This is a genomic window from Eubacterium sp. BL-380-WT-2B (genome assembly GCF_009696115.1).
GTDB classification, from domain to species: domain Bacteria; phylum Bacillota; class Clostridia; order Eubacteriales; family Eubacteriaceae; genus Eubacterium; species Eubacterium callanderi.
The window spans coordinates 128,550-142,287 of record NZ_VUMP01000002.1 but is presented as its reverse complement, the minus strand read 5'-3'; the positions used below and the strand labels follow the sequence as shown (position 1 = coordinate 142,287).

Genomic DNA, 13,738 nt, shown 5'->3' with positions numbered 1-13,738 from the left:
TGGATGCCGTGGTGTTTTTTCTTATTTACTCGGTTTTTGTGATGTCGCTGGCGGTGATACGCTCACAGCCCTCGCCAATGGGCTCCTGCATGGAAATGATGTGCCCGTAGGCACTCTCAAGCTGTTCCTTGGTAGCGTCATGCTTGACATCGCCATAGGTTTTGCTGCCACGCTCAATTTTACCTTCTTTTTCGCCATAGTTTACCTTCACTTTGAGTTTTGTGTCTTTGAGTGTTTCTGTGACTGCCATGTGCATTTCTCCTTTTGGGTTAGTATTTTGTGTGGTGTTTTGCCCTACACTACATACATTCCTTTTTTGCAGAAAATATCAACGCTTTTCACAAAACTTTTTTTAATTTTTTGAGGGCTCGGTCATGGCGCTGGTTAACGGCCTGCAGGCTCACGCCTTCTTTTTCGGCAATTTCGGTCTGGGTTCTGCCCTCATAATAGTGCTTTTCCAGCACGCTGCGGTAGCTGGGCTTCAGGCGGCTCAGTCCTCTGGCGAGCCTTTTCTGGCCGTTGCTTTTTTCTTCTCGCTCGATATAATCGGCCTCGAGGTTGATTTCTTTGTCGGGTATGACTTCTGCGAGGGTCAGGCCTTCTCTTCCGGGGATTGGGTCGTCAAGGGTTTTATCGGGCTTTATGGAATGGTTAAACTGCCCGCTCTGCCACTTTTTGTAATACTGGCGCAGGTACACCTGGATGAAGGCGTTGAATCCCGCGCCCCGCCCGGGGTCAAACTTTTTCAGGCCTTCCATAAAGGCGACCACGCCGTCCTGGAAGGCGTCCTCAAACTGGCCGTCCTTAATGCCTGAGCGGCTGAGGGTGGCCAGGATCAGGGGCTTAAAGGTCATGACGAGCATCTGGCCCGCCACTCGGCCGCCTTCTTTTTCGGGGCTGTTTTCCGGGGATTTTTGCCCGATTTTACAGGTTTTGACCAAATCATCAATTACTTTGTAGCTGCTCAAATAAGCCTCCTATGCGTCCTCATAGACGTCTGTAATCTCAAGCACAAGGCCGGGAAACTGGTCTTCGACGGCGGCGCTGAGCTCGTTAAAGTCTTCCTCGGCTTCCTCGGCGCTGCGGGCGTAAAAGCCGGCTTTTATCCGGCACTCGGCCTCGACCATGTAGCTTCTTCTCCGTCTTACCACGCTGGGGCCGATCCCATATCGGTTCATGTTGTTTCTCCTTTCTGTTTTGCCTCTCGGGCGGCCCAGATGGCGTTAAAGGCAGCCACCTCGTCGCCCGGGTACTGGGCCCGGATGGCGGCTTTTTCTTCCTCGGGGATCTGGGGCAGCAGATTGAACTGGGGGATGAAGGGCGCGTCCTCCGGATTAGAATACAATAGAGAAGTGTGTTTATGATTTATATTTATGAACGGGGACACTTCGGTCACAGGGGGCGGGACAGCTTGTGTCCAGATTTGTGTCACACTGTCCCCTGTCTCTGTCTGGAGGGCGGTGATGCTCAGGCCTCTGTCAAAGGGCACCAGGCGGTAGGTACCTGCACGCTGGCCTTTGTCCTTTTGGTACGTCACCCGTTTGTGGTCTATGAGGTACCCTCTCTGTCGCAGCAGTACGCGCCGGTCTTTGATGCCTAAAAGGGGCATGAGTACGGTGTTGGGTACCTTGAAGTCCACGGGCCAGTGCCAGCGGCCGTCCTCTGCCCGGACGGCGGCTTTGTTGTTGGTGTACATGAGCAGGTGCCAGTAGGCCTGGAGCAGCGGGCTCATGGGGTTGGTCTCCAGCCATTTGTAAAAGGCCAGCAGCTCGGTCAGGTAGTTCACTGGCCCTTCCCCTCCAGAACAAACAGCCCGGTAAAATACGCCTGCCCCAGCGGTGTAACGCGGATGGACGGCCACCTGACCTTCTGGTCACGCGCTCTGTTCCAGCCCTCCACACAGGCGATGACCATCCATCCCCTGTCCAGGGCTTTGCGGGTTGGCAGGTTCTGCCCTTTCCGCTGGGCGCGGTCTGTATAGCCGTGGCTTCTCAGCCAGGCGTGCAGCCGGTTGCGGCCAATGTTAAGCCCCCGCACCCGCATGGACTCGGCCAGCTCGGCCACGGTCCAGTTTTCTTGTTTTTGTGCGCACAAACCACAGCACATGGCGCACGCTTTTGGGGCCGTTTCATCCTTTGGGGTTGTCTGTTTACGTTTCATGGTAAACCTCCTGTAAAATAGATTGGTTAGATTTCAGCCGCGCAATTTTTTCTTGCGCCTGCTGATGGTTCTATCCTACAAGACTTTTCACCCTTTAAACACGCAAACAAATTTTTAATGATCATAAATAAGATTATTTTTCTTTTATTCTCTTAAGAACCATTGGGCCGCCCGGGCGCGCCAGCGGTACAGGGTAGCGTTCTCGCCGTAAAAGTCCAGGCGTTCCCAGGGGCGGCGTACTTTTCCCTTCATCTTGCCGGGATGGGAAAGTTCATCGTTTTCAAACAAAAGGGTGAGCAGCTCCCAGACCATCATGAGGGCATGGCGTACCCAGCCGGCCACGCCCTCGGGAAAGACGCGCTGATGGGTAGCGCATTCCAGACAGACCCGGCTGCACACATAGACCACGACCACCTGGCCGGGCGCCACCTCCACGGGCTTTGCAAGGCCGTTGACAATGTGGGTATGGCCGTTCTGGCCCTCGGCGCGCATTTCCTTGGGCTTCAGGACGCCGCCGCAGCCCTTGCAGGTCTGGGTGAGGGCCTGGCCGTGGAACACGTACTGGGCCATGACTTCCCGGCCTTCCCGGTCTTCATAGCCGGTGTTTTCGACTTTTTCAAACTGGTCGGGATGGGCTTCAATCTGCTTTTTAAAGCTTTTGGGGGGCAGGATAGATTGCATCTTGGGGTTCATTTTTTCCTCTTTTTCTTAAACAAAAACACCGAAGGCCACATACACATATTGGTATGTGGCCTTCGGTGTTTTGATGGGTGACAGCCGTTGTCCCATTTGCTGCTGTTTTATGCTTTATTCTTTGATTTTTGTATACTCCAGACGGCTCCTGTCAGTACGGCCAGAAGCAGGACTGCACAGGCGGGCACAGCGGGACCACTGAGTAACCCAGTAGAAGGATTCAGGCTTACCGGGGTCTGGCTGCCATGTAGCTGTGTAGTGTTCTGGCTGCCGTGTGCTTCGATAATGCTCATATTACCCTGTCCGTCCAGCTCAAGGATGAGCTCTAAGTTTTTGATACGGGCATTGACGCACAGGGCGGTGGTACCGTCGGGCAGACTGATGACTTTTGTTTCTTCGACGCTATTGGTACGGTCGATCCGCAGGCACATAGCACCGACCTCTGCATTACTCTGGTCCAGTGCTTTAAAGACGCGGCTGCCTTGCTCTATGTTTTCCATGGAAAAGGCGCCGTTTTCATCGGTCTTGGCCCTTTTGACAGTTGAGTGCAGTTCCATGAAGCCGTGGCTGAAGGGTGTCTTGTCAGTGTAGCGGGTCTGGGCAGTCAGGCTGAAACGAAAGTCTGGATCGTAGGGCACATCGGTGGGTATGATATAGCCAGACGTATAGGTCAGGGTGACGGCAGTCTGGCCGCCGGACGTATCGGGTTGTTCCTCGGCCAATGCCGGGGCTGACCACAGCAGAAGGAGGCAAAGGGTGAGGATGGATATGCGGTTTTTCATGGGCGTACGCCTCCTTTTGGGATGGTGGTCGCTGTTCGCGGGGCACGACGTGGGCGTCGTTTCCAGCAAGATGTTATTACGGTGTTGCTTTTACTGGTGTGATGGTAACCGCGAAATTCCCTGTAAAGGCATGATCACCATCACTTATACTAGCAGTTTTAAATTTACTGACATCTAATATTGCCTGGGCGGTTCCTGTCTCGCCGTTTGCGAGGGTGAGAAGTGTGCCGCCTGCGGTCAGGTCGTTGCCGGTGTTATCTCTAATGGTGAACGCATCAGCCACTGTGATGTTGTGTGTTGCATCTTTCATGGCAAAAGATGGGCCTGTAGCGCTCTTCAAAGCGATTTTGAGTGATGTAACTTGATTATTTGAAATGCTTGCCGAGTAGTCTAATATTTTGGTAACATTTTGTGTTGCCGCGTTAATTTTACCGAAATCCACGCTCTTTGGAATATTGACGGACCATGTAGGGTCTTGCGCTTGAGTGTAAGTCACGGTTGCATCGGTTGTGCCGTCTACTGCGTTTGATTCCTCTGCACCGGTTCCGTTGACGGGTTTGCTTTCTGCGAATACGCTTCCTCCAAAACAAAGTGCTGTGATGAGCACGGTTCCTATAGCAGCTGCTATTTTTTTCTTCATTGCCATTTTGTCTTTCCTCTTTTCTTTGATTTTCTTGTGTTTATGATAAAAGGGGGGTCCCTCTCAGTAAGATGGTTATTTTTCTCCGCCGACCACGGGGTCGTTGGGGATGATCTTCCAGTTTAGCTGGCTTTTGTAGGTGCCCTCGGTAATGCGGCTGTCGGCGGGCACGATGAGTTGTCCGGTCTGGCCGCTGGTACGGCTTTGCTCTGTTAGTGTGCCAAAATACCCGGCTTTACTCAGGGCGCTGCCCGATGGGGTTTGTATCCAAAACTCTGGTTTATAGGCGTCGGCATTGGCGCCCTCTTTTTTCAGCAGATAATTGCCCCAGACATCCCGGTAGGCTTCATTGGGGCTGATTTCAAGGTCGATGGTTCGGCCCTCGTAAAGCCAGCCATCATTGTTATTCATACCAATGGTGATATCGGCGGCAGCGCCGTTGCCCAGTGAAACATTGCTCTGCCCGACGGATTTCGGGATTTTGACGCTGTAGGTCATGGACAGAAGGCTGGTGGCCAGCTGTTTGTTTTTATCGGCCCGAATATTTCTGGTAAAACTACCGGTGTCGGTAACGGCTGTAACCGTGGTATAGTCGGCCGTATCATACGGCAGATAGACGTACAACTCGCCATTGCTGCCGCCGTCTTTCTTAAAACGGTCTCCCGAGGCTGTGGCTTCCCAGTGGCGGGTATCGGCGCCGGACTGCTTGCACTGCATGACGGTCAGTGCCTGATCTTTATAAGCTTCCGGGGCAGCGCTGACTCTCAGGGTGACGGGGTAGACGGGCTCCCCAGCACTGTCTTTGGCGTCGCCGCTGACGGTGCCGATGATGGAGCCACCGTCGATGGTGATGATGGCTCCGCTGGTACCAATGGTATCGGCTTTGACATTGCCGCCTTTGACAGTGACGTTCCCACCAATATTGCCGCTCACCTCTACATGGCCGCTCTCGATGGTGGTATTGGCAGTGGTGATAGCACTGGCGGCATCGACCGTCATGCCTTTATGATCGGCCGCACCGATGGTCAGACTGCCGCCTCCGGCAATGCCGCCGGGCGCGTTGAGTGTGCTGGTACCGGCGCCGCCGGCCAGAATAAGGCTGCCGTCACTTTTCAGACTTGGGCCGCCGCTGCTGGTGTTTGTGAGTGTAATCCCAGTCCCATCGGCAATGCTGACCTGGGCGCTGGCGCCGGTTTTTACGGTGATGGGTGCTCCGGTAGTGCTAAAGCTGCCGCCTAAGATAATGCGGCCGCTACCTGTGTGCTCGCCGCTAACCACCGTGATGGTATGCTGCCACACATTTGATTCGCCTGTACCTGCCGGTATGTTATAAATACCTTGATAAGGAATAATCTGGGAAGTTGCCTGGTCTGGTTCACTGTCGGCTAAAATATAGCCCGTATCGTAGATATACAGGTTCTTATCGGTCAACGGGAAATCGGATGAGCCGGTTACCTGAAAGCTGATGGTGACGTTTTTGCTCATGCCTGGGCCGCTGAGGACTGCGCCCGCATCATTTTTAAAGCCTTCTTCCGTCACTTTTATGGTGTAGGTGTAGAGCCCATTGGAAATGGCGGACAGGTCTGTGGGGCAGATGATCCTTCCAGCTGAATCGATGGTGAAAGTCTCTGGACCGGAGACCTTGGTGTAGGTCAGGCTGCCATCTGGATTGATGGTATCGACAGCGGGCGACGGAATGAGTACACCCTCTGCTGTCATCTCGGTGGTGGAATAGCGGTCAGCCAGGTTGTAGGTGACGGTGTCAATGCTGTACAGTGTTAACACGCAGTTCGCTGCGCCTTTAAACTGCATGGCCGTATCGGTCCAGGGCCTTGTGGTGTTGGTCGGATAGATGACCAGCTGGTAATTGTCACCCTCGCAGCCTTTTTCCATGTTAAAGGCCGCAATGGCTTTGTAGGTACCATCCGCCTGCTGTGTCAGGGTGGCATGGCGCACTTGTGTGTAGTCGCTCAAATCTGTGCTTTCATCAAGCGTTCCCCCTTTAATCCAATAGGCATCGTACATACTGGCCGCGAAATCCTCGGACAGGGTAATGATGCTCTGGGTCATGGTGTTGCCCGGGGTGCCCTCATAGCCTGGACCTGCCTGTACGTAGTCGTCCTTTATTTCGGCATTGTAGCAGCGGATCTCACTGGCCGGGCCGCGGATGTCTTTTGTCTGCGCTGTTTGCCCATCGGGTGTAACACTGGTGACAATAAGCTGGTAGGTACCCTTGAGCGCATCGCTGTAGGCATTGCCCACGGTCAGCGTATCGGTGATGGTATGCGCAGCGGCATCTGTTGTGATGGCAGCTGTTTTTTCGGTTCCGGCTATCGGCGTTGTTGTCTCATCTACCTTATACCAGCCATATTTTATGCTGCCGGTAAACCCGTCTGCAATCTCAATTTTTACGGCCAGCCGGGTTTTATTTTCTATATCGGTATCCTGGCGGCTGAGCTCGATTTTATCAGGCATTGTGCTGGAATCGTCAAAGACCATGAGGTTGTCCACACTCAGGTACTGCCAGGCGGTCTCGAAGGTATAATCCTTAAAGGCTCCTGCGGAATTGGTCGGTGTCGCTCTCAGCTTATACCAGCCTGCATCGTCCGCTGTAAATTGGGCTTTGGTATCGGCGGTTTTCTTCCATGTTACCTCTCCGGCTGTCACATCATCCCAGGTTTCGGTGAGGCCGGCGACTTCGGCACCGGCTGCACTGCTGTCTGGCGGAGAACTCTGTTTATTGCTGGATTTAAACCACTTTAGCGTATAGCTGTCTTTATCTACACCGGTTCCGCCAAAAGTAACGCCTGCCCTTAGTCCAAAATCGGTTGTATCCTCAATGGCGCTGGTGGGACTTTTGTTGTTCAGCCCTACGTAGACCACATTCAGGTTCAGGGTAATGGGGGCCTCAACGCTTTTGACCGGTCCGCAAAAGGTACGGGTAGCCGCTCCCGGCGCATAAGCCAGCTCATTTTGGTTCAGATAGAGTTTGGCTGTAATGGCAGCTGCCCCGCCTGTGCCGCCAGAGGTTTTAAGGCCAACGCTGTTGTCCGTATTGACAATGGCCTGAACAGCTGAGGGCTTATCGGAGACAAAGGCCGAGGCAGTCGGAACCTGAATGCCGAAGCTCTCACCTAAAGCGCTTGCATTCTGTAACCCCTTCAGCTGTTCGGCATCGGCCAGTACCACCCGTGCAGTATCGTCTCCTTGCCTGATCTGTGTAACGATGTCTGTACCCGAAGAATCTTTTATGGCGGCCAAGTTAATGGCATTTGTTCCTGTACTATTGTCATCACCTGAAGCCTTGACAGCATTAATATAAAAACAATTACTGATTGTTCCGCCGATGGTTCCAGTCAAGCCGCCAAACGCATTGGTGCTGTTGCTTCCCATACCCGTGATGGTTCCAGAATTATAACAGCCGTCCATGCTGCCTTCCAGATTGCCAACCACACCAGCTGCCTTTTTAGAAAGATCAGCACTGCCACTTACTGTACAGTCCTCAACCGTGATCTTACCGGCATTATAGCAGTTTGCAACCGATTTTCCAGCTGCGATACTCCCGGCCAAGCCACCAATACTAAATATATTTTTTGCCTGACAGTTTACTGCTTCAACAGATCCTGTAAAACAGGAATATGTAACATCACTGCCTATTCCAGCGTAGAGTCCTCCAATATTTATACTATTTTTATTTGCATCTGGACTACTGCTTCGTGTAAAGCCTCTTACCTGAATCATCGCATCGGAGCTGCAGCCGGTCACCTGCGCCCCGCTATTATCAATCGCCGCATAAATGGAAGCGACATTAAGCGTATCGTAATTATGGCCTTTATTGGTATCATCCAATAAAATGCCTCCCCCGCTAACAGTACAGTTTTTAATAGACGCAGCGGAAAAAACAGATACAATCATAGCCACATGGCGAAGATCATTGGTTGTTCCATCATTTTTGATCCAGAGATTTTCGGTTGAACAGTTATTAATGTTTGAATTGCCTGTGTTAATCTGACCTGCAATGCCGCCTACGCGGGCCTGTCCGCTGCCAGAAATCATAATTTCTGTATTAGATACTTTGCAATTGCTAATCTGTACACTGCCATTTGAGTATCCAACCAAAGCAGCGGAGTATTGATTTAAACGATAGTGGCTTTGATCAATAATAACATTTTTAATCGTTCCATTCGCTTCACTAAAAAATCCCATATTAACACTTAAATTATCAAGCCACACGTTAGAGACTACGAAGCTACTCCCATCAAAAATACCATTAAAACAGCTGATTCCTGTCCAACAATGTGCACCAATATCCATATTGGAACTGAGCCGTATGGTTTTTCCTGAAAAGTTCCTACCGCCGCTCCCACTCACGGCTTTCCCGTTTTTATCTGTTACTGCACCCACTTTGCTAAGGACCATCAGTCCTGCCAGCTGTTCTTCATTATTCAGCGTATAAATTGCATCACTGGTATGCTCTGCAAACCAGGCAATGTCAATATATTTATAACGGCCATTGTTGTCTTTGGCATCCCAGGAATCCTTTGGTTTTTGACTCCAATCGGTGGCTGGGCTTCCATCCGGATTCGTATTAACAGAAGCGCTGCTTGCTTCCTCGGCCTGTACCAGAGGCGCCAGACTGCCAAGCCCCAGTGAGGAAAAGGCCACCAGCGCTGCCAGCAAAACAGGCAGGATATGCTTCATCATTTTATTGTGTTTCATGGCTTTCCTCCTCTGTTGTTTCATGGCAGATTACTGTATTATGAGCTGGCTCACGGTGGACGCGCTGTTCATGGGTCTGTGGGCCCCCTCCAGCTCGTAGGTATTGTACTGGATCAGGACATCGTAGGTGCCAGGGTCCAGCGTGGCTTCCAATTTGGGGTTCTCAATGGTACTGCCGGTGGGCATAAGCCCGGACTGGTACAGCCTGCGGTTGCTGTCTGCCAGCTTAAGGGTGACCTGAAAATAGCAAGGGTTGCCCTCTGGGTTTTGCAGGCTCCACTTTGTGCGGCCGTCTCTGTCGGCGGTGATGACCGTGTAGCCTGGGATGGTGATGTCCTCGTTCACAGGGGTCTCCTTTGTCTGGGTGACCACTGCGTTGGGGTCGATCTCGATTTTTGCCGGGAACCAGTCATACCAGTTGACTGCGCACCAGGCGCCAAAGGTGAGCAGCGCAATGCCAGCCGCGGCTATGGCCAGACGTTTGAAGGCCACGTTTTTTACAATGGCGGCAAAGACGTTGTCTTTTACGCGTACGTAACCAATGATTGCGGTGGCCGGGGTAATGGCAAATTGCCGGGTAACGGGCAGGTTATGGCCTTTCCCGTCTTCCAGGCTCAGGCGCTCCTTACCAGCTTCTTTTTCGCCTTTGACAGCGCCAATGGCGCCAACCACCTTGTAGGTGTGGCTGGGATATAAGGCGGCCATCTGTTTTTTGGTATAGTATTTGGTGGTAAAGCCGCTCTTTTCATGGGTATAGACAGCGCTGTAATTATCTTCGCTTATGATGTTCAGTTTCAAGTTTTTTCTCTTTTCTTTGGGTTTATGAGGTGGCAGCAGCCCGGTTGGCGCTGCGCTGCTGCCGGAAAAAGGTAAAAAAGATTTTTTATTCTACCGGCTGAACCGGGAATAAACGTTCCAGTGCTGCCACCAGCTCTGGATCATACCAGGTGCCAGCGTAGGCTTTAAGGCATTGCAGCTTTTCTTTTTGGGACAGCTGGGGCTTCTGAGTGTCCAGATAATCCCAAGCGTCAGCCACCGCTCCTGCTCTTGCGATAATGGGAATATCGTCCCCGGATAGGTGCTCGGGACCGCCAGTGCCATCCCACCGCTCGTGGTGGTAGCGGCACAGATCACAGGCGATGCTGTAAAAGATGCGCTCCCTGCCGTCAAGCGCTTTTTCATAGGCCTGGGAGAACAGTGCTGCGCCGCGGCTGCAGTGGCGCAGGGGATCGGTGTCCGTTGCTCTTTTGCCAATATCATGGTAATCGCAGGGGCCGTTCTGGTTTAAACGCCAGAGCTTTATCAGCTCTCCCCTGCCTACCTCGGTGAGCAGGGCGCGGATAAGCTGGCCGGTACGCCGGTTGTGGGACTGAACCTCTGAGCCACAGCTGGCTAACCAGGTATCTAAATCAATCTGCATGGCTTTCTCTCCTTCGACCGCGCTTTTTTGCGGCACGAAAATAAGGCCAGCTACCGTTTCTTTTGATGAATTTTCATGATGAAAAATTGCCATAGACATTAAGATTACGGCTCTGACCTGACGTTAAGTTGGAAACTTAACGCTGTTTTATTGTTTTTAATGATGTTTATTTGAAAAAACTTGTTCGGAATAGAGCAGGCTTTATTGAGTTTTATGTTATTTTTTTAACACTTGTAATTTATATTGAAATATGTTAACCTTATAATAGATTAGCTTCTACTTTTGACGTTAAGTTTCCAACTTAACGTCTTTTTCATATTTAAAAACTTTTGGCAATAAGGGCCATCTGCTGCCGCTTGTACCCGGTCACACAGTGGCTGTAGCAGTTCAATGTAAAGGCGATGCTGGAATGCCCCAGAAACCCGGATACGGCACGCATGTCGGCGCCCAGCTCCAGGGCGCGGGTGACAAAGCTGTGGCGCAGGCTGTGAAAGGTGATCCGGGGGTTCAGACCCATGTGTGCCTTTATTTGATCAAACCGCCGCTGGAGTGTCCGGGCGTCGTAGGCTCGGCCGCTGGGGGCTGCGATCAGAGGACGCTTTGGGTCGTTCTTTCCCTGGGTATCCAGATAGCGTATCAAGGCTGCTTTCAATTCTGTATGAATGGGGATATCCCGCCTTGAGGCTCTTGTCTTTGGGCTTTGGAGAACAACGCTGTGCTTTCCTGTTTTGGGGTTGCAGACGCGCTGGCGGTTACGGCGCACATGCAGCACATTGGTCTCAAAATCAATATCTTTAAGCCGCAGGCCCAGCACCTCGCCCAGCCGCAGACCTGTCGACATGGCCAGCAAAATCCCCATATCCTGGGGCGCCTGGCTTTTTTGCAGCGCTGCACTCAGGGCTTTATGCTCGCCGTACCCGGGAACTTTCTTCTCCTTTGGGTAAACCTTGATTTTTGGGGTCTGGACGCACACTTTTATTCCTTTTTTCTCGGCCTCTCTCAGGATACTGTGCAGATAGGCCAGAATATCGCGCACGGTTTTTCGGGCCAGGCTTTTCCTCAGCCATTTCTTAAACTTTCTTTGCTTTTTGGCGGTGATCTCGATCAGCGGCACACTGCCCATAAAGGGCAGGATATGTGCCTGCTCATAGCTCTTATAGGTCTTGAGGCTGCTCCCCTTGACTTTTGGCTTACGTTGCCTCAGCCATGCTTCCATGGTTATGCTTGATTGCATTTTGCACTCCTTTGTTTTAGCTTTCTTTTCTATCCTTTGTACCCAGCACATTGCGAGATTAAGGGGTAAAAATAAAAGCCACATACACGTATGTATGTGACCTTATGCTACTGTTCTTTTTTCCGGATAATATCCATGGGCTTCACTGGCTTATCCATTTTCATGCTGTAGATCATTTTGGGGTGCGGGGTCGATTGAATGGGGTTTCCCTTTTCGTCCTGCATTTCACCCACCTGCTGTGTGTAAAACCCTTCCTTGGAGCCTGCCACCATCACCTCTACAGTTTCTCCTGCGTTTATCTTATTACGCTGCTGGATAACGGCGATATGGGTTTTGGGGTCGTAGGACTGGACCACGCCTGCAAAATCGTACAGGCGGGTATAGCTGCTGGTACCATAATTCTGGTCATCGGCTGTGGTCTTGTGTTCAAAAAAGCCAGTGGTATAGTTCCGGTGGCTGACCTTGCGAAGCTCCTCGAAGTATTTGGGATCGACGCTTTTCTCCTCGGGGTGGTCGTAGTAATAATCAATGGCCTGGCGGTAAGCCTGGACAACGGTAGCCACGTAATAGATGCTTTTCATGCGGCCCTCGATTTTCAGACTGTCGATGCCTGCGTTTATGAGCTCTGGGATATGGTCGATAAGGCAGAGGTCCTTGGAATTAAAGATAAAGGAGCCGGTTTCGTCTTCCTCTATGCTAAAGTCCTCGTCTGGTCTTGTCTCCTCAATGAGGTGGTATTTCCAGCGGCAGGGGTGGGCGCAGTCGCCCTGGTTGGAGTTGCGGCCGGTCATGTAGTGACTCAGCAGGCAGCGCCCTGAGTAGGAAATGCACATGGCGCCATGCACAAAGGTTTCAATTTCCATATCGGCTGGTGTTTTTTCCACAATGGTCTGCATTTCCTCAAGGCCGAGCTCCCGGGCCAGCACAATGCGGCGTGCTCCCTGATGGTACCAGAACTCTGCGGTTTTCCAGTTGGTATTGTTGGCCTGGGTGCTGATGGAAACTTTAAGCTCTGGTTCGGTCTCACGCACAATGGCAAAAACGCCGGGGTCTGCCACCAGTACGGCATCTGCGCCCATGGCTTTCAGGGCATGAACATATTCTGGAAGCCCCTCCAGGTCGCGGTTGTGGGGGATCATGTTCAGGGTAACGTAGATGCGCTTGCCTCTTTCGTGGACATAACGGACAGCTTCCTCAAGCTCTTCCATTTCAAAGTTACCAGCCCCTGCCCTCAGGCCAAAGCGTTTTCCTGCACAATAAACTGCGTCGGCGCCGTAGTGCAGGGCATATCTCAATTTTTCAAAATTCCCCGCCGGGGCGAGCAATTCAGGTTTTTTTCTCAATTTATGTTCTCCTTCGTGATTTTCATCTCTATAGTATATAGCAAATTCCCATGAAATGCAAAAATAAAAAGCGGCCCGTAGGCCGCTTTAGTTAATCAATTTTTTTATAGCTCACTGCCAGTCCGTCTCCCAGAGGCAGCACGGTGGTCATGAGCCTGGGATCATGGCTGATAGCATCCAGGTATTTTCGCATGCGCTTGACAATGGTGATCTTTCTGCGGATCACCAGCGCATTGGTCGCGATCATTCCCTTGTAGAGCACGTTGTCGGAAACGATGAGGCCGCCGGGCTTTAAAAGCCGCATGCAGTCCTCAAGCAGATGGATGTAATGCCCTTTACCCCCGTCCAGAAAGATCATGTCAAAGGTTCCGGTGAGGCTGGCCGCTGTTTCCTGGGCGTCGCCCTGGATTAGGTGAATCCGGTCCTCATAGCCCATTTTGGCAATGTTTTCTCTGGCCTGGGCAATCATGCGCTCATCCCGTTCTACTGTGGTTACACGGCCGTTTTTCCCCATGGCATGGGCAAAAACCCCGGCAGAGTAACCGACGGCTGTTCCAATTTCCAGAATACTTTTAATCTGATGGGTTTCGATCAGTATTTCCAGGTAGTTGCGAACCTCTGGAAAAATAATGGGTACATGATTGGTTTCTGCAATGAGCCGCAGCCGCTCAAGGGCAGGTGTTTCGCCGGGGAGCAGGCTGCGGATATAATCTTCTATGTAATCTGGTACAATATCACTCACGGTTT

14 protein-coding genes are annotated in these 13,738 nt (G+C 51.7%); all 14 read right to left on the bottom strand.

Translation table 11 applies throughout. The features are described 5' to 3' along the window. Positions 1-25: 25 nt before the first annotated feature. Complete coding sequence (locus tag FYJ53_RS03625; RefSeq protein WP_013381983.1) at positions 26-250, bottom strand: hypothetical protein; 225 nt, start codon at positions 248-250, stop codon at positions 26-28. Positions 251-338: 88 nt separating this feature from the next. Next, on the bottom strand, positions 339-968 hold the full coding sequence (locus FYJ53_RS03620; protein WP_073381947.1) for a sigma-70 family RNA polymerase sigma factor: 630 nt from the start codon (positions 966-968) through the stop codon (positions 339-341). Positions 969-977: 9 nt separating this feature from the next. Beyond that, positions 978-1,178: a hypothetical protein gene (locus tag FYJ53_RS03615; RefSeq protein ID WP_073381950.1), complete on the bottom strand. Its 201-nt coding sequence runs from the start codon at positions 1,176-1,178 to the stop codon at positions 978-980. After that, positions 1,175-1,786: a restriction endonuclease subunit S gene (locus FYJ53_RS03610; RefSeq protein WP_073381951.1), complete on the bottom strand. Its 612-nt coding sequence runs from the start codon at positions 1,784-1,786 to the stop codon at positions 1,175-1,177. The genes FYJ53_RS03615 and FYJ53_RS03610 overlap by 4 nt, the downstream gene beginning before the upstream one ends. Further along, positions 1,783-2,160, bottom strand: a complete 378-nt coding sequence (locus tag FYJ53_RS03605) for a phage antirepressor KilAC domain-containing protein (RefSeq protein WP_073381953.1) — start codon at positions 2,158-2,160, stop codon at positions 1,783-1,785. Before FYJ53_RS03605 ends, FYJ53_RS03610 begins: the two co-directional genes overlap by 4 nt. 144 nt (positions 2,161-2,304) lie before the next feature. Beyond that, positions 2,305-2,853 carry a hypothetical protein gene (locus tag FYJ53_RS03600; protein WP_073381955.1) on the bottom strand — a complete coding sequence of 183 codons (549 nt, stop codon included), beginning with the start codon at positions 2,851-2,853 and terminating at the stop codon, positions 2,305-2,307. A gap of 107 nt (positions 2,854-2,960) precedes the next feature. Beyond that, a complete protein-coding gene (locus FYJ53_RS03595) occupies positions 2,961-3,635 on the bottom strand; it encodes a hypothetical protein (protein WP_073381958.1) in 675 nt (224 codons plus the stop codon). A 76-nt stretch (positions 3,636-3,711) separates the two neighbouring features. After that, positions 3,712-4,281 carry a hypothetical protein gene (locus FYJ53_RS03590; RefSeq protein WP_073381960.1) on the bottom strand — a complete coding sequence of 190 codons (570 nt, stop codon included), beginning with the start codon at positions 4,279-4,281 and terminating at the stop codon, positions 3,712-3,714. 69 nt (positions 4,282-4,350) lie between these two features. Beyond that, complete coding sequence (locus FYJ53_RS03585; RefSeq protein ID WP_073381963.1) at positions 4,351-8,994, bottom strand: hypothetical protein; 4,644 nt, start codon at positions 8,992-8,994, stop codon at positions 4,351-4,353. A gap of 30 nt (positions 8,995-9,024) precedes the next feature. Then, a complete protein-coding gene (locus FYJ53_RS03580; RefSeq protein WP_013381992.1) occupies positions 9,025-9,792 on the bottom strand; it encodes a hypothetical protein in 768 nt (255 codons plus the stop codon). 85 nt (positions 9,793-9,877) lie between these two features. Further along, positions 9,878-10,414 (bottom strand): HD-GYP domain-containing protein, encoded by a 537-nt coding sequence (locus tag FYJ53_RS03575; protein WP_041689932.1) that lies wholly within the window; start codon positions 10,412-10,414, stop codon positions 9,878-9,880. Between the two features lie 319 nt (positions 10,415-10,733). After that, complete coding sequence (locus FYJ53_RS03570; protein WP_013381994.1) at positions 10,734-11,648, bottom strand: site-specific integrase; 915 nt, start codon at positions 11,646-11,648, stop codon at positions 10,734-10,736. Positions 11,649-11,755: 107 nt separating this feature from the next. After that, positions 11,756-12,991 carry a U32 family peptidase gene (locus FYJ53_RS03565; RefSeq protein WP_013381995.1) on the bottom strand — a complete coding sequence of 412 codons (1,236 nt, stop codon included), beginning with the start codon at positions 12,989-12,991 and terminating at the stop codon, positions 11,756-11,758. Between the two features lie 91 nt (positions 12,992-13,082). Continuing rightward, positions 13,083-13,733 (bottom strand): O-methyltransferase, encoded by a 651-nt coding sequence (locus tag FYJ53_RS03560; RefSeq protein WP_073381965.1) that lies wholly within the window; start codon positions 13,731-13,733, stop codon positions 13,083-13,085. Positions 13,734-13,738 lie beyond the last annotated feature (5 nt).